The organism is Photobacterium sp. HL06 (assembly GCF_059552575.1).
Map to the genome: position 1 here is coordinate 4,047,955 of NZ_CM183914.1, position 18,535 is coordinate 4,066,489.

General features: G+C 40.2%; 20 protein-coding genes and 2 pseudogenes. 12 read left to right on the forward strand and 10 right to left on the reverse strand.

Going from position 1 to position 18,535, the window contains the following annotated elements; translation table 11 throughout:
* Positions 1–7 precede the first annotated feature (7 nt).
* Complete coding sequence (locus AC51G0_RS18305) at positions 8–796, reverse strand: sporulation protein (protein ID WP_496300106.1); 789 nt, start codon at positions 794–796, stop codon at positions 8–10.
* A 137-nt stretch (positions 797–933) separates the two neighbouring features.
* Positions 934–1,611: a FadR/GntR family transcriptional regulator gene (locus tag AC51G0_RS18310; RefSeq protein ID WP_496300107.1), complete on the reverse strand. Its 678-nt coding sequence runs from the start codon at positions 1,609–1,611 to the stop codon at positions 934–936.
* A gap of 320 nt (positions 1,612–1,931) precedes the next feature.
* Here AC51G0_RS18310 and AC51G0_RS18315 point away from each other — a divergent pair, with 320 nt between their 5' ends.
* The 6 genes from AC51G0_RS18315 (at position 1,932) to AC51G0_RS18340 (ending at position 6,822) form a co-directional block, all read left to right on the forward strand.
* Positions 1,932–2,117: a hypothetical protein gene (locus AC51G0_RS18315; protein ID WP_496300108.1), complete on the forward strand. Its 186-nt coding sequence runs from the start codon at positions 1,932–1,934 to the stop codon at positions 2,115–2,117.
* A 168-nt stretch (positions 2,118–2,285) separates the two neighbouring features.
* Positions 2,286–2,552 (forward strand): YihD family protein, encoded by a 267-nt coding sequence (locus tag AC51G0_RS18320; protein WP_496300109.1) that lies wholly within the window; start codon positions 2,286–2,288, stop codon positions 2,550–2,552.
* A 254-nt stretch (positions 2,553–2,806) separates the two neighbouring features.
* Positions 2,807–4,237 carry a cytochrome c oxidase accessory protein CcoG gene (ccoG, locus tag AC51G0_RS18325; protein WP_496300110.1) on the forward strand — a complete coding sequence of 477 codons (1,431 nt, stop codon included), beginning with the start codon at positions 2,807–2,809 and terminating at the stop codon, positions 4,235–4,237.
* Positions 4,238–4,609: 372 nt separating this feature from the next.
* Positions 4,610–5,599 (forward strand): serine/threonine protein kinase, encoded by a 990-nt coding sequence (locus tag AC51G0_RS18330; protein WP_496300111.1) that lies wholly within the window; start codon positions 4,610–4,612, stop codon positions 5,597–5,599.
* Positions 5,600–5,670: 71 nt separating this feature from the next.
* Positions 5,671–6,273 carry a thiol:disulfide interchange protein DsbA/DsbL gene (locus AC51G0_RS18335; protein ID WP_496300112.1) on the forward strand — a complete coding sequence of 201 codons (603 nt, stop codon included), beginning with the start codon at positions 5,671–5,673 and terminating at the stop codon, positions 6,271–6,273.
* Positions 6,274–6,357: 84 nt separating this feature from the next.
* Positions 6,358–6,822, forward strand: coding sequence for a 2-thiouracil desulfurase family protein (locus AC51G0_RS18340; RefSeq protein ID WP_496300113.1), 465 nt, complete (start codon positions 6,358–6,360; stop codon positions 6,820–6,822).
* Between the two features lie 46 nt (positions 6,823–6,868).
* Here AC51G0_RS18340 and AC51G0_RS18345 read toward each other — a convergent pair.
* Positions 6,869–8,212, reverse strand: a pseudogene (locus AC51G0_RS18345) (YifB family Mg chelatase-like AAA ATPase); the annotation flags it as partial.
* A gap of 59 nt (positions 8,213–8,271) precedes the next feature.
* On the opposite strand from AC51G0_RS18345, the gene AC51G0_RS18350 reads away from it, so the two are divergent.
* Positions 8,272–9,963 (forward strand): recombinase family protein, encoded by a 1,692-nt coding sequence (locus tag AC51G0_RS18350; RefSeq protein WP_496300114.1) that lies wholly within the window; start codon positions 8,272–8,274, stop codon positions 9,961–9,963.
* Positions 9,964–10,030: 67 nt separating this feature from the next.
* Here AC51G0_RS18350 and AC51G0_RS18355 read toward each other — a convergent pair whose 3' ends face one another.
* Positions 10,031–10,462 carry a hypothetical protein gene (locus AC51G0_RS18355; protein ID WP_496300115.1) on the reverse strand — a complete coding sequence of 144 codons (432 nt, stop codon included), beginning with the start codon at positions 10,460–10,462 and terminating at the stop codon, positions 10,031–10,033.
* 15 nt (positions 10,463–10,477) lie between these two features.
* Positions 10,478–10,771, reverse strand: a complete 294-nt coding sequence (locus AC51G0_RS18360; protein ID WP_496300116.1) for a MarR family transcriptional regulator — start codon at positions 10,769–10,771, stop codon at positions 10,478–10,480.
* A 336-nt stretch (positions 10,772–11,107) separates the two neighbouring features.
* Between AC51G0_RS18360 and AC51G0_RS18365 the strand changes: the two genes are divergently transcribed.
* From AC51G0_RS18365 to AC51G0_RS18375, 3 genes are read left to right on the forward strand one after another with little or no spacing between them, the layout of a single operon-like run.
* Positions 11,108–11,272: a hypothetical protein gene (locus AC51G0_RS18365; protein ID WP_496300117.1), complete on the forward strand. Its 165-nt coding sequence runs from the start codon at positions 11,108–11,110 to the stop codon at positions 11,270–11,272.
* Positions 11,244–11,633 (forward strand): plasmid mobilization relaxosome protein MobC, encoded by a 390-nt coding sequence (gene mobC / locus AC51G0_RS18370; protein ID WP_496300118.1) that lies wholly within the window; start codon positions 11,244–11,246, stop codon positions 11,631–11,633. Before AC51G0_RS18365 ends, mobC begins: the two co-directional genes overlap by 29 nt.
* Complete coding sequence (locus AC51G0_RS18375) at positions 11,633–13,651, forward strand: relaxase/mobilization nuclease domain-containing protein (protein ID WP_496300119.1); 2,019 nt, start codon at positions 11,633–11,635, stop codon at positions 13,649–13,651. The genes mobC and AC51G0_RS18375 overlap by 1 nt, the downstream gene beginning before the upstream one ends.
* A gap of 15 nt (positions 13,652–13,666) precedes the next feature.
* Here AC51G0_RS18375 and AC51G0_RS18380 read toward each other — a convergent pair whose 3' ends face one another.
* The 3 genes from AC51G0_RS18380 to AC51G0_RS18390 all read right to left on the reverse strand — a co-directional run bounded on the left by AC51G0_RS18380 (position 13,667) and on the right by AC51G0_RS18390 (position 15,965).
* Entirely contained in the window at positions 13,667–14,407 is a 741-nt protein-coding gene (locus tag AC51G0_RS18380) for a hypothetical protein (RefSeq protein WP_496300120.1), read from the reverse strand.
* 572 nt (positions 14,408–14,979) lie between these two features.
* Entirely contained in the window at positions 14,980–15,216 is a 237-nt protein-coding gene (locus AC51G0_RS18385; RefSeq protein ID WP_496300121.1) for a hypothetical protein, read from the reverse strand.
* Complete coding sequence (locus AC51G0_RS18390; protein ID WP_496300122.1) at positions 15,213–15,965, reverse strand: ion transporter; 753 nt, start codon at positions 15,963–15,965, stop codon at positions 15,213–15,215. Before AC51G0_RS18390 ends, AC51G0_RS18385 begins: the two co-directional genes overlap by 4 nt.
* Before the next feature lie 147 nt (positions 15,966–16,112).
* On the opposite strand from AC51G0_RS18390, the gene AC51G0_RS18395 reads away from it, so the two are divergent.
* Together AC51G0_RS18395 and AC51G0_RS18400 are read left to right on the forward strand one after the other, a co-directional pair.
* Positions 16,113–16,517, forward strand: a complete 405-nt coding sequence (locus tag AC51G0_RS18395) for a hypothetical protein (protein ID WP_496300123.1) — start codon at positions 16,113–16,115, stop codon at positions 16,515–16,517.
* Between the two features lie 21 nt (positions 16,518–16,538).
* Complete coding sequence (locus AC51G0_RS18400; protein WP_496300124.1) at positions 16,539–16,730, forward strand: hypothetical protein; 192 nt, start codon at positions 16,539–16,541, stop codon at positions 16,728–16,730.
* Between the two features lie 40 nt (positions 16,731–16,770).
* Here AC51G0_RS18400 and AC51G0_RS18405 read toward each other — a convergent pair whose 3' ends face one another.
* Together AC51G0_RS18405 and AC51G0_RS18410 are read right to left on the reverse strand one after the other, a co-directional pair.
* Positions 16,771–17,868: a type I restriction endonuclease gene (locus tag AC51G0_RS18405; RefSeq protein WP_496300125.1), complete on the reverse strand. Its 1,098-nt coding sequence runs from the start codon at positions 17,866–17,868 to the stop codon at positions 16,771–16,773.
* Positions 17,869–18,041: 173 nt separating this feature from the next.
* Positions 18,042–18,242 (reverse strand): annotated as a pseudogene (locus AC51G0_RS18410) (magnesium chelatase domain-containing protein); the annotation flags it as partial.
* Between the last annotated feature and the right edge of the window lie 293 nt (positions 18,243–18,535).

The window sequence follows — 18,535 nt, forward strand, 5'->3', positions numbered from 1 at the left end:
TTGTCTATCAGGTCGCCTGATCCAGGTAGGCAAGCACCTGCTCTCCCGCCTGCTGCGGACCGGTCGCTGCGGAAATATTGCAATGGCGTTTGAGCTCACCACGGCCGAGCAAACCTGACAACATACCGGACAACCCATTTAGGCGCCTATCAATCTCGAACCATAGCTTCAGGCCATCACTATCACGGTAAGCCACGACCTCGAGCTCTCGCCAGCGGCCATGAAAAGGGCCTGACACCGGCACAAATTCAAACTCCTGAACAAAGGGCAGGGCAAAACCATCGGCGGCTTCACATTCCACTTGGAGGATCCGTAATCCAGCATGCTCCAATGCCGTAAACACTCCATCCATCAAAGGATCAGGGCGAACAGTCAACATATCTTTGTCTTGGGGATCAAACGCGAGCGGAATATCAAGATGGGTTTCTAGCCATACCTTGGCATCACCAATAGTGATCGGGGTATTGAACGGCAGCGCTAGCTCTGCATCGAACTGACGCACTTCACCGGCTTCAATGGTAAACGCCTCCGGTAGCGACCAGGTTGCCAGGGTACAGGTTTGGCTCACTTTTTCAGTACGGTGCTCGCTTTCCTCCTGACTCGATACCACCTCTTCCTCATAGCGACAGCAAAGGAACAAATGAATATTATCGACCGCCTGTGCCGTTTTGCCTCCCTGGACATTGATAACAACAGGCAAACTTTCCCCAGGGATCAAAACATCACGCTGCAACACGGTATCCACTTTCGCCGCACCAATGCCGAGGCTAGCAAGACTTTTTCGAAACAAAGACATAATGACTCCTCAATCAAGAACCAAGATATGAAACTAGTTTATAGTGCAGCGAATGGCAGCTTGCTGCAAGGAATTAGCGGGGAAGAAAGGCAGAAACAAAAAACGGAGCCTTGCTCCGTTTCGTAAAGTGACACAATTTATTTCAGCAAATCGATGGTTGCCTGACGGGCGGCCTCTGGATCCCGGGCCAAAATACCATCAACAATCCGCTGATGGATATCAAGCTTAAGCACACGATCTCGGGTAATGATCCTGAAGTAGCTTTCAAACACAGCTTTAAACAGGTTTCCGAATGGGCTAATAAAATGATTGCCAGAGGCAAAATAAATCAATTGGTGGTAGCGGGTATCGACTTCGATCCATTTGTCCTGGTCAAACACCTCGCCGAGCTTGTACATCTCTTCCATCAACGATTGCAGTTCAGCACGGTCTTCTTCACTGGCATTGATTGCCGTCAATGCCGCCGCTTCCGGTTCCAGGGTCATCCGTACCTGCTGGAACTCATTCACCAGCTCGGTATGCTGATCGAAATTCAGCCAGGCCAGCAAGTCCTGATCCAGATAATTCCAGTTGCGCTTTGGCAATACCCGGGTACCAATGCGAGGACGGGGTAGTACCATCCCTTTTGCCGCCAGCATTTTGATCGCTTCACGCACAGCTGTTCGGCTAACACCGTACATCTCACCCAGTTCAACTTCACCCGGCAAGATATCGCCTGGTATCGTTTCACCGCGTAGGATCCGCTGGCCAATCGACTCTGCCAGTTTATAAGATAGATTGCGGTTGGTGACTAACCGCTGCTGTTCCCGTTCCATTCATTCCCTCCCAGGCTATTTTTATAATAGTTGCCAGCTACGCGCATTAGACCATAAAGCTCTCGCCGAGAAACGGCTTATCTTCACAGTTGCCGATTCGGCTAACATTTTATTGCTTTTAACCCGCCAAATGGAGTCTGAAACGCACTACTTTATGGTTACTTTTCACTCGACTTAATAATAACTTACTGCTATTCTCGCGGCGAAAAATATTCAAATAGTCCAATATTACCGCACAGGATCGGTTTTGCCAGCAAATAAATAATGGCGGTAATATTTCATTAATTTTGGCCACGGATGCGCCTGACAATAGGTGAACCATGCGCCCAACATCTCCCGTCAGGTATGTAAGTACCCCTCGTAGTCCATCTCGCCTGCGTGCGACCTCTCATGCGCCGACTTTCAAAACCAAGAAAGCACCGCAACACGTTGCCGATGTTCATACGATAACAACCCCAGAGCAAGCTATTGCGAACCTGCACTCAGACAACGAGCAAGCCGCTTAATATCTCGCTCCGGTTTACTATCAAAGGCAGCCTCCTCGGCTGCTTTTTTCTGCCTTCTCACTCACCCCTGCGTTTGTATCACTACCCGGTTTGGGGTAATTTACCCGCATTAAAACTATGACTATAGAATCACCTGCGATTCGCCCAGCCTTTATTGTGGAGTTAATAATGAAGACCCATCGTGTCAATGAACTGATTGAGCTACTGCATCCGGAATGGCAAAAAGAGCCGGAGCTCAACCTGGTAGAGTTTCTACTGAAACTAGCAGAAGAGGCAAAATACCAAGGAAAGCTGGAAGAGCTAACCGATGATGTCCTGATCTACCACCTGAAAATGCGCAATAGCGACAAACAGGAAATGATCCCGGGGATTGCCAAAGACTGCGAGGATGACTTCAAAACAGCTATCCTACGCGCACGCGGTATCATCAAGTAACCGCGCATAACCCGTTGGCTGGGCCCTCTGCTCACGAGCTCAGCCATTGCTTTTCCCTCTGTTATACCCAGCCTACATCCCATCTGTATCTGTTATTCAAACTATGACCTTGTTAGAGTTATAACAAAATCGTCTGTAATATAATCAGCTGATAACATCTGTTCGCTAATTACAACATTATCGGTCAGGCAATGTACCGGCCGACACCCCCTAGCTATATTTATAAATGGGGGTAACCCAAGGAAAGTAATGTCATGAGCCAAGAGAAAATCAAAATAAAGGATGTCACACCGCAACAGTTCAACCCCAAGACCCACAAAGGCACTTCCGATCGCTTTAATCCCAGCAATCGAATTTATGTCCGGGCCGTAAAAGGTATCTATCAAAAGTTACGACAGAAGATGGGCTGGTTGCTGATGATCCTGTTTATGGGGATCCCCTGGATCCCCTATGGTGATCGCCAGGCTATTTTGCTGGATATCGGCCAGCAGCAGTTCAACTTTTTCGGCACCACACTGTGGCCACAGGATCTCACCCTGCTGGCGACCTTGTTTATGATCGCGGCCTTTGCCCTGTTTTTTATTACCACGTTTCTAGGCCGGGTCTGGTGCGGCTACTTCTGCCCGCAAACCGTATGGACGTTTATCTACATCTGGTTTGAGGAAAAACTCGAGGGATCAGCCAATAAGCGGCGCAAGCAAGATAGCATGAAGCCAACTGGCAAGTTGCTCGGCAGGAAAATCCTTAAGCATGCCGCCTGGTTGGCCGTAGCCCTTGCCACTGGCCTGACTTTCGTCGGCTATTTCTTCCCGGTCAAGGAGCTAGTGGTTGACTTCTTTACCTTCAATGCCAGCTTCTGGGCCGGTTTCTGGGTACTATTTTTCACTGTCTGTACCTATGCCAATGCGGGCTGGATGCGCTCGATTGTCTGCATTCATATGTGCCCTTACGCCCGTTTCCAGTCAGCAATGTTTGATAAAGATACCTATATTGTTGGTTATGATGTTGAGCGCGGCGAAGCCCGTGGTCCACGTCCGCGCAAAAAAGATCCCAAAGAACTTGGCCTTGGAGACTGCATCGACTGTAACTTATGTGTCCAGGTCTGTCCGACCGGTATCGATATCCGTGACGGGCTGCAATACGAATGCATCAACTGCGGTGCTTGCGTCGATGCCTGTGATGAAACGATGGATCGCATGGGATATGAAAGGCGCCTGATCAGCTATACGACTGAACACAAGCTCGAAGGCCACAACACCCATGTCATGCGACCGAAGCTGCTCGGCTACGGTGCCGTTATGGTCGCGATGATCGGGTTATTCTTCTTCCTACTGGCCTCGGTGCAACCAATGGGGCTGGATGTGATCCGCGATCGTAACCAGTTGTTTAGGGTGAACACAGAAGGTCTGATCGAAAATACCTATACCCTGAAAATCCTCAACAAGACCCAGCAACAAGCGGTCTATACCCTGAAGGTCGAAGGTCTTGAAGAGATTGAATGGTACGGCCAGCAGCAAGTTACTGTTGCTGCGGGTGAAGTCTTTACCCTGCCTGTTAGTCTGGGCGTTGACCCTTACCTGCTGCAATCCCCGATTGCCGATATCACCTTTATAATGGAAAGGGGTGAGGACAGCGAAAAGATAGAGCTTCGGACAGAAAGCCGCTTCATCGGCGAGCTGCGCTAACTGGTTAGTTAAATTAAGCAAAGTAATGTAAAGAAGGGCCGGTAACGGCCCTTTTTTATTATGATGCTATACCCAAGCTACCTCAAGATGCAGGATTCAGAGTGAGGCCAGCGGGCTCAGTTCAAGGAAAATAACGGTAGGAATGGCTATTCCCTTTCAACGTTATTTGACGCAGAAATGGGATTGCTGCCTCACTCCCAAAGGGCGAGTTTACTTGTCTTCTATGCGTTGTTACCGATTATTAATTTAGAGCCACTAGATCTTCAAATCGGTGCCTAGCCTAGTAGCCAAGTAATTCTCGCTGAAACGAGCATCTTGAGGTAGCTTGAGTATATACTGACAGGCTCTCATTACAGGCTGCGGAATGTTCATATGACACAACAAGATGGTTTTAGTTTTTCTGATCTGACTCCCGATCTGCTGCTCGATGCCCTCGACAGTGTCGGGGTACGGGCCGAGTCAGGATTGCTTCCCCTTAATAGCTATGAAAACCGGGTCTACCAGTTCAGCGCCGAAGACGGTGCACGCTATGTCGCCAAGTTCTACCGCCCCCAGCGTTGGAGCAATGAGCAGATCCAGGAAGAGCACGACTTTACCCATGAGCTGCTTGAACAGGATATTCCGGTTGCAGCCCCGATAGCCTATGACGGCCGTACCCTGCAACACTTCCAGGAGCACCGTTTTGCCCTGTTTCCCAGCCTAGGCGGGCGCCAATTTGAAGTCGATAACTTTGACCAGCTTGAATGGGTCGGCCGCTTCCTCGGGCGCATCCACCAGGTCGGTCAGCGCCAGCCGTTTCAGCATCGCCCGACCATCAGCCTGGATGAATACCTTCACCAGCCTCGGCAGATCCTGGAAGAGGCTGACTTTATCCCCGACCATCTAAAAAATGTCTTCTTTGCCGATCTCGATCTGCTCATTCGCGAGCTTGCCCAGCACTGGCAAAGCGACTGGCAATCTCTGCGCCTGCACGGCGACTGTCACCCGGGCAATATCCTATGGCGCGACGGCCCGCTGTTTGTCGATCTGGACGATGCCCGCAACGGTCCTGCAGTACAGGATCTGTGGATGCTGCTAAACGGTGAGCGCCACGATCAGCTTGCCCAGCTCGATACCGTTCTGGAAGCGTATGGTGAATTTGCTGACTTCAACCACAAAGAGTTGCAACTAATTGAGCCTTTGCGCGGTCTTAGAATGGTGCACTACATGGCCTGGCTGGCCAAGCGCTGGCAGGATCCGGCTTTTCCGCGCGCCTTCCCCTGGTTTGCCGATAACAAATACTGGGAGGGGCAGGTCTTGGCGTTCAAAGAACAGCTGGCCGCTTTAAATGAACCGCCCCTGCAGCTGATGCCGCAGTGGTAAAGATACTAAAAACACTAATGGAACAATAACCTTGGTTATTTCAGTCCTTTTATCAGGGAGTACCTCGCAACATGTTTAAGAAACTACTCGCGCTGGCAAGCGTTGCTTTACTGTCTTTCTCTGTTCAGGCAGCTAAATTTACAGAAGGTGATTATTACAAGGTGTTGGATCTGCCACAGTCCAGCAATCCGGTTGTCACTGAGTATTTTTCGTTTTTCTGTCCGCACTGTAATAGCTTCGAGCCGATGATCCAGCAGCTGAAGAAAACACTGCCAGACAATGCCAAGCTACAGAAAAACCATGTCTCTTTCATGGGTGGCTCAATGGGTCCATCAATGAGCAAGGCCTATGCAACTTCGGTTGTCCTCAATGTCGAAGACAAAATGGTGCCGGTACTGTTCAACCGTGTCCACGGTATGCAAAAGCCACCACGTAATGACAACGAGCTACGCCAGATCTTCATCGACGAAGGGGTCAAGGCTGAGGACTTTGATGGTGCTTTCAACAGCTTTGCCGTCAACTCTATGGTTAACCGTTCCAACAAAGCCTTCCAAGACAGCGGCCTGACAGGGGTACCTGCAGTTATCGTGAATAACAAATACCTGGTACAAACGGGCAAAATCAAATCGGCCGATGAATACTTCGAACTGGTTAACTTCCTGCTGAAAAAGTAAGTTGCTAAGCTTTATCAATAAGGGCCTTTGAGGCCCTTATTTTTTATCAGTACCAACTACCAACTCAACACAGGGGTGCCCATAATGGAAAAAATTCTGATTAGCGCCTGCCTGTATGGCGAGGCTGTACGCTACGACGGCCGGGACAACCTTATCGATTGCCCACAGCTTAAAACATGGAAAGCGCAGGGACGCCTCATTGTCCTTTGCCCTGAAGTCAGTGGCGGCCTGCCGACACCACGGCCACCAGCCGAGCTTCAAACGGATGGCGAAGTGATCACCGCAGAGGGGGGGGATGTGACCCGAGCTTTCCAATTAGGGGCTCAACAGGCTATCGAGCTGTGCCGCCAGCACCAGATCAAGCTAGCATTGCTAAAAGAAAACAGCCCCTCCTGTGGCAGCCATTTTATCTATAACGGCCAATTCAGCGGCACTAAAATACCAGGGCAAGGGCTCACCGCGGCCACTCTACAAGCCAATGGAGTGACCGTTTTCAGTGAATATCAACTCGACGAACTGGCTGCCGCACTGACAGCGTTAGAATCCTAGCTCCTAGAACCAGGAACCAGGAACCAGGAACCAGGAACATTTTCCCCTAAATCACCTGTGACGTAAGCTGCTTCATCAGCCTGTCCATCGCCCGGTAGCCTAGCGCCTCTGCCAGGTGTCCCCGCTCAATCCGCTCTATACCAGCCAGATCGGCAATCGTCCGTGCCACCTTGATGATCCGGTGGTAGGCGCGGATAGACAGCCCCAGCTGGTGCAACGCAGCCTCAAGGAACTCCGCATCAGCCTTGGCAAGCTCACAGTGTGTATCCAGCTCCCGGGTCGACAATAGGGCATTCACCTTTCCTGAACGCGCCAGCATGTCGTTTCTGGCTCGCCATACCCGCGCTTTGATGTCTGCCGTCGGCTCTCCCCGTTCACCGCCTTCAGCCAGCGTACCGCGCGGCAGAGCAGGTATTTCGATGGACATATCAAAACGATCGAGCAACGGGCCTGATAGCCGCCCCAAATAACGCAATATTGCCTGTGGATTAGTACGGGCCTGGTTACCTTCGTAGTACCCCGTCGGACTGGGGTTCAGTGCCCCTATTAGCTGAAAACGAGCCGGAAAACAGGTTTTGCTGGTGGCACGGGAGATCACAATTTCGCCGGATTCCAGCGGCTCACGCAATGAATCCAGCACCTTGCGTTCAAACTCCGGCATTTCGTCCAGAAATAGGATCCCGTTATGGGCCAGTGATATTTCTCCCGGCCGCGGTACCGAGCCACCACCGACCAGCGCCGCCATCGAACTGGAGTGATGTGGGGTACGAAATGGCCTTTTCCGCCAGTTGCCCTCATGCAGTGCCTGCTGGGTTAGCGAGGCGACCGCGGCCGTTTCCAGCGCCTCTTCCACACCCATTTCAGGCAATAAGTCACGCAGCCGGGAAGCCAGCATCGTCTTACCAGTACCAGGAGGGCCAAGAAACAGCAGGTTATGCCCACCAGCGGCGGCAATCTCTAGTGCCCGCTTACCCTGTTGCTGGCCGATAATATCTTGCATGTCACGGCTAGCAACAGGCGGATCTACGGCTATCTGCGTTTCGCTACGCACATGCAGGTCCAGCTGCCGCTGGCCAGACAGCTGGCTGCAAACAGCCAGTAGATCCGGTGCCGACTTATGGATCGCTTTGCCGACCAGGGCAACTTGGTCCCCATTACGATCGGGCACAATCAGGCAACGGCCAGCCCGTTTCGCGGCCAGGGCGGCAGGGAGCGCCCCCTTGACTGGGCGCAGCTCACCTGAGAGGGCCAACTCCCCTAAAAATTCATAATTTTTCAGGGTATCTGCTGGTATTTGTTCGGAAGCTGCCAGAATACCTAGTGCAATCGGCAAGTCAAAACGACCACCTTCTTTCGGTAAATCGGCCGGAGCCAAATTCACCGTAATCTTAAATATGATTAACAGGAAAGTATTTATGTTAAGATTTGCATAGTCTAGGGAGTCTATCAATGCAAAAAATCATATACCCATATGTTCGATTTAGTACCGAACAACAGTCTGGCGGTAGCTCATACCGTAGACAACTTGGCGACATATTAAAGTATGCAAAGGAACACGGCTATACGGTCAATGACAACCTTGAATTGAGAGACTTAGGCTTATCAGCATACAAGGCTGACCATATCAAAAAAGGCTCATTAGGCGACTTCTTTGAAGCTATAGAGGCAGGGATTATTGAAACTGATGGTTCTGCTTATCTATGTGTTGAGCAGATTGATAGACTCTCACGACAAAGCTTAGACGATGCTTCAAATGTATTAAGAACGATACTAAGAGCCAACGTTAACGTAATCACGTTGATGGACAAAAAGATCTACACAAAAGAAAGCCTCAATGACTTAATGAGCGTAATGTATTCGTCAATGCTTATGGCTCAGGCAAATGAAGAAAGCGCAAAAAAATCAGAACGTATTTTAAAAAGTTTTGACGCTAGATTAGACGCTTTAAACGATGGTAAGCCTATACAATACGTTGGTATATTTCCTGGTTGGATTGACAATAAAGGCACTAAACAACAAACAAATTTTGTTATAAACAAAAAAGCTAAAATCGTTCAAAGAATCTTTGAAATGTATATAAATGGCACTTCTTTCAATGAGATAGCAAGAACTCTCAACGCTGAAAAAGTCCCACAGGTAGCCAAGCGCAGACATAAGAATTTTACTAACTTATGGAGTTCAGCAAAGATCAATCATTTGCTAAAAAACCGATGTGTTTTAGGCGATCTATACATAAGAAAAACAGGCGATACCTTTAAAAACTACTACCCACAAATCATTTCAAATGATGATTGGGATGTAGTTCAATCTATGACTAAAACAAAAAAAACAACAAAGGTTTCTGGTAGAAAATCCATCAATATCTTTACTGGTAAAATGTTTTGTTCTGGCTGTGGTCAAAAGTATTATTTTGAAACTGATGATAAAAAACTAAAATCAGGAATCAAATATTATCATATGCTTAAATGTGCGGGTAGACGAGGCTTAAAATGTTCTAGCAAGTCAATTAAATATGATGATTTTCTAGAATCTACTCCAAATATGTTTGGTATGCTCACAAGTAGTAAAAAAGATAATAGTGGCAAAATCAACGAAATAAAATCAAAAATAAAAGAGATAACAGAACAGACTAAAAAATTAGAATCTAAAATTTTAATCATTGAAGGTCTAAATAGCACAGAAGAATTGGACTTTACTACCTATCTAAAAGAAAGTTCAAAACTTCAAAAGAAAATTAGAGAAAACGATGCTCGAATTGCTAGTTTTAAATTAAATATATCTAGGCTTTCAAGTGATAATAAACTTGAGAATTTTGATAAAAACGACCCTATATCAGTGAGCAAAGCAAGAAAATTCATAAACGACAATTTCGCAGGGTTTATTATTTCAAGTGATTCAAGAGCTTGCATTGCGTTATATAATGATGGTCAAATAATCCAGTTTAGAATTAAGAATAGTAAAATTGAAAAAAGACCCGATATTATTGATCCTGCAAATGGCTTTGGAGAGTTCTACAAACTAAAAGAGGAAGTTATAGAGGCTTACAAGAAAGGGACGATGGATGGTAGGTTTATGGAAATACTTAGAGCTACTAACCATTGGGGTGTGGAAACTCCAGAAAAAGACTATAATTTAGAATAGAGCAGTGTAGACAAAAAGAAAGAGAAGATAAAAACCCATCTTCTCTTTTTTTCGCCAGAATTTAAAATCAATATTGTTCAATATCATCACTTTCATAATAGAGTTCATTTTCAAAGTCTAATACTAATTCTTCATCAATTATGTTCAGAAAAACATCATAACCATTTCTTAATCTTCTATCTTCATTCAAAAAATCATCTCTATATCTTTCGATATTTTCGTGTTCGCATTCAGTATTATCATAGCAAATACAACCATTGAATACAGCGTAAAAAACACCATAATCTTTTAATTTAAAACAATCATAATAAAAATCAGATTCGTCATAAAAAACTTTTGACAATCCACCAATGTATAACTCTTCGAATTGTTTAAAGTAACTTAATTCGAATTCATCATAAAAAGCATCAATCTCAAATTCATCACATACTTTTTTAAATAACTCTTTTGCAGATTCTTTAAAAGAATACTGTTTAACGATAATTTTCTTTTTTTTCATTTTTATCTCCTATTTTTAAAATGGTATTTGTGCAATAAGTTTAAAGTTGTTATCAGTTTTTTCTATAAAGCCAGAAGCAACTAATCTTTTTATACTTCGAGAAAATGAACTCTTATCAAGTTTAAAAATATAAGATACATCAGAATACTCATCAAAAGAGAAATAGTTGTATTTGTCAGAATAGCAATACATTTCGTAAAAAACTCTCAAATCAGTTTTTGACAACTTTGTTTCTTTTTCACAAAATTGAAAAATCATTCCCATCAAGAAATGAATATCAATATCTTTTACATCTTTAATTTCAATCATAAAAATCTCCTATTATTTTTTGAACTTAATATTTATTTATCATATAAATTGTCGTTGTCAAATCTGCAAACTTTAAACAAATATAATTAAAATACATTTTGAATACCATTTTCATATAATTGACACCCAGACGTTTTATGTTAAAAAGAATATAAGAGCAAAAGAGATGCAAGTAGGAGGTATGGCGTCAAGACTCCCATACCAACTTGATTTTTCTAAAGAAAAATATTTAAAACTTTGTATATACAAAGTTCAAATTAAATAATCTAACAACGCATTATCATTTGTTGATTAGAAAATTTAATTTTAAAAACCGCATTACCATTTGGAGGAATTATGAAAGAAACAATGTATGAAAAAGTATTCTTGAAAGAACGACTAGAAGTTTTAAATGAAATTAAAACTTTATTAGATTCCGAAGATTCTCACTCAGAAAATAATATGAAAAACAATTTAGAAAAGGATAACAGAAATGAGCAAAGAAATAGAAAAGAAAAATAAATCAGACAGAACAGAAAGAATAACTGTAAGGCTTTCACCAGAGAACAAAAGACTTTTGAACAAGTTGAAAGTTCTTAATGAGTTTGAAAATTACGAAGATCTAATTATGAGTTTCGTTAATGAACAGTATGAGTTGATTGAAAAAGAAATTAAATACATTGATGAAGGTGGTCATTGTTTAAATCTTCTTACTCAATTAAATAAATATTCTAGTAATTTAAATCAAATTGCCAAAGCAGCTAACACGTATGGAAGTATAACCAAAGAAGAACTGAAAGAATTCAAGAAACACCAAACAAGGTTAATCAACGCAAAAAGAATCCTTTCTGAAAAAGTAACAATATTAAAAGGAAAATTATAATGATATTTAGAATATTACACGAAGGAGGAACTAATTCAGATTTAAGAAATATAGTAAGATATAATTCAAAAAATAAAAAAGGTCTTAACAATGAAAATAATCCACGTTTGATTGGTGTTGAATCAAATTGTGGTTTTTGTTCAGATGTTCAAGATGAAGATGATTATAAGCAACTTGTCGAAAATTTTATTATGACAGTTGAAACTAATTCAAACCTTTCAAAGAACAAAAAGCAAACTAAGCTATATGAGCATACACTAATATCATTTTCTAAAGATGATGATGATTTAGGACTTGAAGAACTACAGAAACTAGCTCTTGAAGCTTGTGGTATATACGATAAGAACTTTCAAGACACGCCTTATATGCTATGGCCTCAGCGTGATTCTGGCAAGTTACACTTTCATATAGTTCGAGGATTTCACGATGAAAATGGTAAGTATCATCGTCAATTTCGTAGCGGAAAGAAAATGGAATCCGTAGCGCAGAAACTAGAAAAAAAATACAAACTAACACTTACAGGAAAAAATAATCCTGATAACTGGTTTATGATCGATGGTAAAAAAACTTATATTCCACAACATAAAAAGGACAAGTTGAAGTTTGTAAAAAATAAGAATAAAGAATTTTCTAATGAAATCGGTTCGCAAAATAAAAAGTTGAATGGTAATAAATTAGAAAAGAAAAAAGAAAATGACGATATAACAAGCATTAGAACAGATTCAATTAATAAAACTGATGAAATCAATCAGTTGAAAAGTGATAATAGTTCAACAATTTCAAGTATAGAATTAGAAAATCAAAATCTTAGTTTATTTACCAGAATATTTTTAAATACGAAAAAGTTTAATGAAGATGAAATTAAAAGACTAAACATTGAGAATCAAAGTTTAATTAGATATCTTAAATCATACACTGACATTAACAATAGCCATATAGAAAATAAGCAATCATATATTAAACATTTAGATAAAGAGACCGATGAAGTTTTGGAAGAACAAAAAAAGGTTATGAGTAAAAGAAAAGCTTTCAATTCAACCTACAATGAAATTGATGCTTTAAAAGAAAAAATCAATACTCTATATAGAGAATGCGATAAACCTATTGAGTTTTTAGAAAGACTAAATGAAGCAGGAATCCAAATCACCTATACAAAAAGAAAGAACGGTTTAGGCGGTATAACTTTTCAAAGTGATGATCTTTCTATCTCAGGCGGAAAGGTAAATTCTCAATTAACATTTGGTAAGTTAAAAAATAACAACCCAAAGCTATTAGCGTTAATCACTGGTGAAGATAATTATGGTGTTGAATCTTCAAACACTCCTGTTCCAGAAATATTCAAAATAGAATCTATCAATAAGTTCTATAAGCAATCCACTCTTAAAACAGGTGAAACATACATTTATTTCAATAAGAAAGATAATAAGAAGTATCCACATAATTTCAATTTGAAAGTATCACAAGACAAAAGCAGAATTACATTTAGTAATATTGAAAACGATCACGATATAAAATTAGCTTTTAAGACTGCTAAAAAGTTAGGTTGGGAACACGGAACATCTAGTTCTAAAAAACTTGTCCTAAACAGCATGAGAGTTCTTTATCAAGACAATCCAGATGATCTATTCTTTTATACAACCAAAGAGCCAAGCTTGACCATTGATGAGCTTAAAAACGCTACTAACAACGAAACACTTTCAGATAAAAATTTAATTGAGCTTTATGATTGGAACATTGTTGCAGTTTCCGAAAAAGAAAACTTGAAAAGCTACCTTCAAGAACAATTTGACGATAAGGGCTATGATTCTGAAAGGATTCTTGAAAGTTTAGAAAAAGGTATGAGTTTAAAAGAAGTGTTAGAAGATGATAAATACAAAGGTTCTGGTGGTAATACTACTAACAAAATGACTATGCCAAGCAACAACAACACACAGAAGAAAACTACTAAGCAAAGTCAAAATAAGACAAGTAATACACCTCGATATACTTATAAACCAGATAGACCAAGACCATATTAATTAAAAGCTGATTCGTCAGCTTTTTAATGAGTTATCAACTAATTCATCTAAATCAAAATCATCAATTGAAAACACCTCATTTATATTATATTCGCTGAAAATATCAATTTCTTTTCCATTATCAGATTCTAAATCAATTTTACTATAAAAGAATTTGTAATGTTCTTCCTCCCTTTTTTCATTCTGATTTTTGGGATGTTTATACTCAAATTCAACTTCAATACTTTTAAATGCTTTCTTTATTTTTGCAATTTTATTATCTCTTCTTTTTATTCCATTAAGATCTAAAACTTTGCATAAATAATAATAGTCAAAATAACCCTCTTTTTTCATTTCAGTAAGAACTAACAATTTTGAAGATCGAATGTCAGAAATGGGTTTTAAATCAATTATATTGATTTTTTCAAATCCATTATTTTTTAAATCTCTCTTGTATTTACTTGAAAGTTTAAAGTGTATTTCATTAGCAATTACTTCAATATTATCAAAGAATGGACTTTCTAACTTATTAACAAATATTATTATTTTCTTTGCTGTCATATTATTTCTAGTGATAATACTATTTTCACCAAGAAAACCTTTCACTGAAAAATTATGTTCACTTTCTTTTTTTGTTGTTCTGTAGATCATAGTTGAGTATGCAAGTATTGTAATAAACAATTTAAACTCAGCATTGTTTTTAAAATCAAATAAAGCGTAATGTAAAGGGTTTTTTCTGTTCATAATTTCGTTAGGTATCGTTAAGTATTTAATCATTTATATTTCCTTTTTGTAAGTTGTACAACTTCCGAAATATTAATGATTATAATATTATTTGTGATGCAATATTGACTATTTTGCATTTTGATATATATTAAAAAGTAATACTTCTGTGGGGGAAGTTTAATTTTAAAAGTCGCAACTTATTTTGCGGCTTTTTTTATGCCTTAAATCTAGTAAATCACAATTCAATTCTTTGTCAAACTGTAATCAAGTGTAGGAGGCAAATGTAATTAAGTGTAGGGAGCAAATGTCACCAAGTGTAGTCCTATTAATAAATTAATAATACAGATCTAAATAATACAGATTTTTTAAATAGGTGAAATTGGAATTGATTTTTTATCTTTATGACGCAGTGGCGAAATTGTTTCTGATTTGCGAAATGGAGCTTGCGGAATGAAGCATTTAAATATGAAAATTAAGGTAATTAATAAAAAAGCCTATCATTTGGATAGACTTTTAAAAATAACAACTAATAATAGTATTTAAAGATGTATTTTAGATATTATCCTTTATCTAGTTCATTCTCTATTTTTACTTTAATATTCCTAATTATAAATATCTTAGTTTTATTTCGAAACTTTCATCTCAATAGCTTTGTTAATACAAATCTGTTTAAATGTTTTTTTCTGGTTTACTTCTAAAATATCGACTATAGATTCAAGTATCAATTGATGTTCATCATTTCCAAAAGATACATCTACAGTTTCACCAAACGGAGTTTCAAGGCTTGCAGTTTCAGGCAGTTCTTTAGCTGTTTTTTCAATATACTTTATCAAAGTGGTATAATCCAAGTTCATCTTCATTCTCTATCTTTCCTTAATAAATCTTTGATTTCGTTTAGTTCATTTTTTAAATCTGCTATCTCTTCCATAAGAGAATCATTGTTATCACTTGCCATTTCATCAACAAAAATTGCATTGGCAAGAGATAAAGCGATAAATCCACCTAAGACTAAAACCGTGATAACAAAAGCATTTACAGCATAATACGCATAAGGTTGATTTAGTGCTTTTGCTGCTTCTGGAACTGCTCCCCAGTTTTCTACCGTAAAAATCCCAAAGATGGTATTCATTGAACGTAATGGATCACCAAAATACTCAGGTATAACATTAGAAAACAACGTAAAGCCTAGCAAAGAGAAGAACGTTAACTGGATAGCTAAAAGTATCAGCACAGCTTTAGATGCCTTGATAGCTCTGATAAGACCTTTAACTATATGCTCCGTATTTGGCATCAACCTAATGATCTTGATTAGAGAGATTATCCTAAAAATTCTCAGGTAAATCACACTTCCAAGAGCTTCATTCGGTAGGAACAAAAAAATTAAACTGATGATAACAATGGAAAAGTCAAACTTATTACCAAAGCTTGGAATGTAACCTTTCCAACCCTGTTCTTTGATTTTAAAGAGTGCTTCAAGCACGAAATATAAGATCACAAGCCAATTTAAAGTGTGTATAAGAGCTGTATTACTATATCCACTAAAGAAAGCAAGTATAACAGCTATAACAATGGCAATAGCGTTGTTTCTTGGTAAGATAAAAATTTTCATTATTTATTCTTTTTTGTTATATGGTTCACAATTGGGTTTATTAGAACTACTTCAAATATTATGTGAATCATATAATAAACTAATTGCCCATAAGACATAAACTTCTATTGGCTTTAATATTTTTTGACATAATTATCGGAGATTTTGATGTTTCTAAACGCACTTAACACACAAGAAAAAGAGACATTTCTTAACCTTATAATCAATCTAGCGCATATTGATGGTGATTTTAGTGAAGTTGAGAAAGCACAACTTTCTGCCTATGTTGCAGAAATGACCCTAGAGCTAAAAGAGCTAGAAGCTTACAACGTTCCTAGCTCTGATCTTATTGCTTCTCTTGAAAAATCATCTCAGACAGCGAAGAAAATTATCTTTATGGAGCTATATGCCCTTGCTTTAGCAGATGGTCTAAATGTGGAAGAAAAGGAGCTTCTAGACTCTATTCAGCAAGCGTTTGGATTTAGCGATGATTTCGCAGCAGAAGTATATGAGTGGTACACAAAACTTCTACCAATGTACAAAAAAGGCTACGAGTTAGCAGGCTTAGTATAAATATCTTAAAAGGAGAATAATATGAGTTGGTTTGGCACAATCGGCAAAGCTGTTGCTGGTACTGCCGCTGTAGCTGCGGCAATCACAGCTGCTCCAGTTTTAGGTGCGGCAGGGGCAATATCAACTGTTGGCTATGGCGTTGCGGCTGCCGTTGGCACAGGAGCAGCAATCGCTGATAAAATGGATGATGACAACAGAAATAATGATGATTGAGATCTATTAGTAAGAGGGAGGCTTCAAGCCTCCCTTTTTACTACTCAAATCTAGCAGCATTTTCTAGCAGCTTGTCAGACAGACCATAGATATCATCTAAGCCCTCAATTGGGTAACGAGTCTCTTTTCTATCTTCACCAATAACACCAACATATTTCTGTTTAGCGTTGAAGTGTAAACGGCACAGTGGCTTACGGTTGTTATCGTCAAGAAGAATACCAAAGTAGCTTTGTGTATCTCTGGCTGTAATGCGTGATACATCAAATTTGGCACGTAGAATTGCCTTAACAATGTTAAAACCGTCAGTTTCTTCTTCAGTTGTAACTACTTTTGGCTTTTCATCATCAACAATTTCGACTGGCGTTTCTTCAACGGTCGCTACCGCTTGTGGTTGTGCTTGTGCCTTAAGAGCAATATCTTCATTAGTGCCAATAGCAGACTTTAAACGGTCATTGATACTGTCATTCAAAAACTGTTTAAGCGCTTTTGTAGTGATTTCTAGGAATTGGGCTTTAACTTTTGCAGTTTGAACACCGTCATAAACTTTTGACGTGAAGAATTTTACAAAATCTTCTTCTGGATTCTTAAATTGTTCTTGTAAAACTTTCTTAATCTGGTTTAGATACTTAAGCTCACCAGCAGCATCTACAACTGAATCTACATCAAAAGATGATTTAGTTAGTTTCTTCACTTCTGGAACAATATGCTCATCAAGATCAGACATATTCAGCGTTAAGAACGGCTTTTCGTCCATCTTGTTTGGTGCATCTAGATCCGTATAAAACTCGTATACTTCTCCATTCGTTAGAATAGCGATACGTGCATTAGTCACCGAGAAGTAGCGGAACAATTGGCTTGCATGCTTTGTAGATAGTTTTTCACCAAACTTTTTACATTCGATAAGGATTTGAACTTCACCATCTTTAAGTAAAGCGTAATCAACTTTTTCGCCTTTCTTCGTTCCTGTATCAGCATTGAACTCTGGAACAACTTCCGTTGGGTCAAAAACATCATAACCAAGCACTGAATGTAAAAACGGCATAATCAATGCGTTTTTAGTTGCTTCTTCTGTTTCTAGTGTTGAGCCAACTTGAGCAATTTTTTTTGAAAGCCCCTGTAGTCGTTCGATGAAATCCATAGCCTTACCTTTTCTTCTTTTTGATGATGATTAGCACATCATACCAAATGAAAAAAAATCTTCTATTAACCACCTAAAAAATCGTCAATTTGTGTGGATTTGGCACGATTACTTCAACACTTCCCTCTATATATAGAAGAAAGCATAATTTTATTCCTGTAAACCTTTCGTAATATTGTGATCCGTCGGGAAGGAAATTCAAAATTAGCATTAACGATAGCACTGCGTACCCGATCCCTGGCTTCCTTGACGGTTGTTTCTGGCAGCCCGACCAAGGTTAGTGCCGGCATTCCATTGCTGATATGCACCTCAACCGTTACGGGTGGTGCATCAACACCGACACAGGCCCGGCTGTGAACAATAGCGAGAGTCATGATCCCTTTCCCTGGTGAAATTTCACCCAATTAAGTTAATAAAAGTAAGTCATTGCGTTTCACAAATAGCCTATTTATGCACAAAGGTTGCAAATTAATTTTCACTTTTTACTTGTCATGCGACAGATGTCTGTGTTACCACTTAGGAAGAGCAACAAATAAACAATAAAACTGGACAGACAGTAGATGCCATTTAACGCCAAAGCTATCGCACTCATTATTAACGTCATCGTGGTGATTATTTCACCGCGAGAGGGGCTGGCAGGCGTAAAGTAGCGACAAACACAACAAAC

What these genes read in the sequence shown, in the direction of transcription:
- AC51G0_RS18385 (WP_496300121.1), bottom strand. Translation starts at nt 15,216, where the DNA reads ATGAAGATGAACTTGGATTATACCACTTTGATAAAGTATATTGAAAAA.
- AC51G0_RS18365 (WP_496300117.1), top strand. Translation starts at nt 11,108, where the DNA reads ATGAAAGAAACAATGTATGAAAAAGTATTCTTGAAAGAACGACTAGAA.
- AC51G0_RS18340 (WP_496300113.1), top strand. Translation starts at nt 6,358, where the DNA reads ATGGAAAAAATTCTGATTAGCGCCTGCCTGTATGGCGAGGCTGTACGC.
- AC51G0_RS18360 (WP_496300116.1), bottom strand. Translation starts at nt 10,771, where the DNA reads ATGATTGAAATTAAAGATGTAAAAGATATTGATATTCATTTCTTGATG.
- AC51G0_RS18310 (WP_496300107.1), bottom strand. Translation starts at nt 1,611, where the DNA reads ATGGAACGGGAACAGCAGCGGTTAGTCACCAACCGCAATCTATCTTAT.
- ccoG (WP_496300110.1), top strand. Translation starts at nt 2,807, where the DNA reads ATGAGCCAAGAGAAAATCAAAATAAAGGATGTCACACCGCAACAGTTC.
- AC51G0_RS18305 (WP_496300106.1), bottom strand. Translation starts at nt 796, where the DNA reads ATGTCTTTGTTTCGAAAAAGTCTTGCTAGCCTCGGCATTGGTGCGGCG.
- AC51G0_RS18405 (WP_496300125.1), bottom strand. Translation starts at nt 17,868, where the DNA reads ATGGATTTCATCGAACGACTACAGGGGCTTTCAAAAAAAATTGCTCAA.
- AC51G0_RS18315 (WP_496300108.1), top strand. Translation starts at nt 1,932, where the DNA reads ATGCGCCCAACATCTCCCGTCAGGTATGTAAGTACCCCTCGTAGTCCA.
- AC51G0_RS18375 (WP_496300119.1), top strand. Translation starts at nt 11,633, where the DNA reads ATGATATTTAGAATATTACACGAAGGAGGAACTAATTCAGATTTAAGA.
- AC51G0_RS18355 (WP_496300115.1), bottom strand. Translation starts at nt 10,462, where the DNA reads ATGAAAAAAAAGAAAATTATCGTTAAACAGTATTCTTTTAAAGAATCT.
- AC51G0_RS18350 (WP_496300114.1), top strand. Translation starts at nt 8,272, where the DNA reads ATGCAAAAAATCATATACCCATATGTTCGATTTAGTACCGAACAACAG.
- AC51G0_RS18320 (WP_496300109.1), top strand. Translation starts at nt 2,286, where the DNA reads ATGAAGACCCATCGTGTCAATGAACTGATTGAGCTACTGCATCCGGAA.
- AC51G0_RS18395 (WP_496300123.1), top strand. Translation starts at nt 16,113, where the DNA reads ATGTTTCTAAACGCACTTAACACACAAGAAAAAGAGACATTTCTTAAC.
- AC51G0_RS18335 (WP_496300112.1), top strand. Translation starts at nt 5,671, where the DNA reads ATGTTTAAGAAACTACTCGCGCTGGCAAGCGTTGCTTTACTGTCTTTC.
- AC51G0_RS18400 (WP_496300124.1), top strand. Translation starts at nt 16,539, where the DNA reads ATGAGTTGGTTTGGCACAATCGGCAAAGCTGTTGCTGGTACTGCCGCT.
- AC51G0_RS18390 (WP_496300122.1), bottom strand. Translation starts at nt 15,965, where the DNA reads ATGAAAATTTTTATCTTACCAAGAAACAACGCTATTGCCATTGTTATA.
- AC51G0_RS18330 (WP_496300111.1), top strand. Translation starts at nt 4,610, where the DNA reads ATGACACAACAAGATGGTTTTAGTTTTTCTGATCTGACTCCCGATCTG.
- mobC (WP_496300118.1), top strand. Translation starts at nt 11,244, where the DNA reads ATGAGCAAAGAAATAGAAAAGAAAAATAAATCAGACAGAACAGAAAGA.
- AC51G0_RS18380 (WP_496300120.1), bottom strand. Translation starts at nt 14,407, where the DNA reads ATGATTAAATACTTAACGATACCTAACGAAATTATGAACAGAAAAAAC.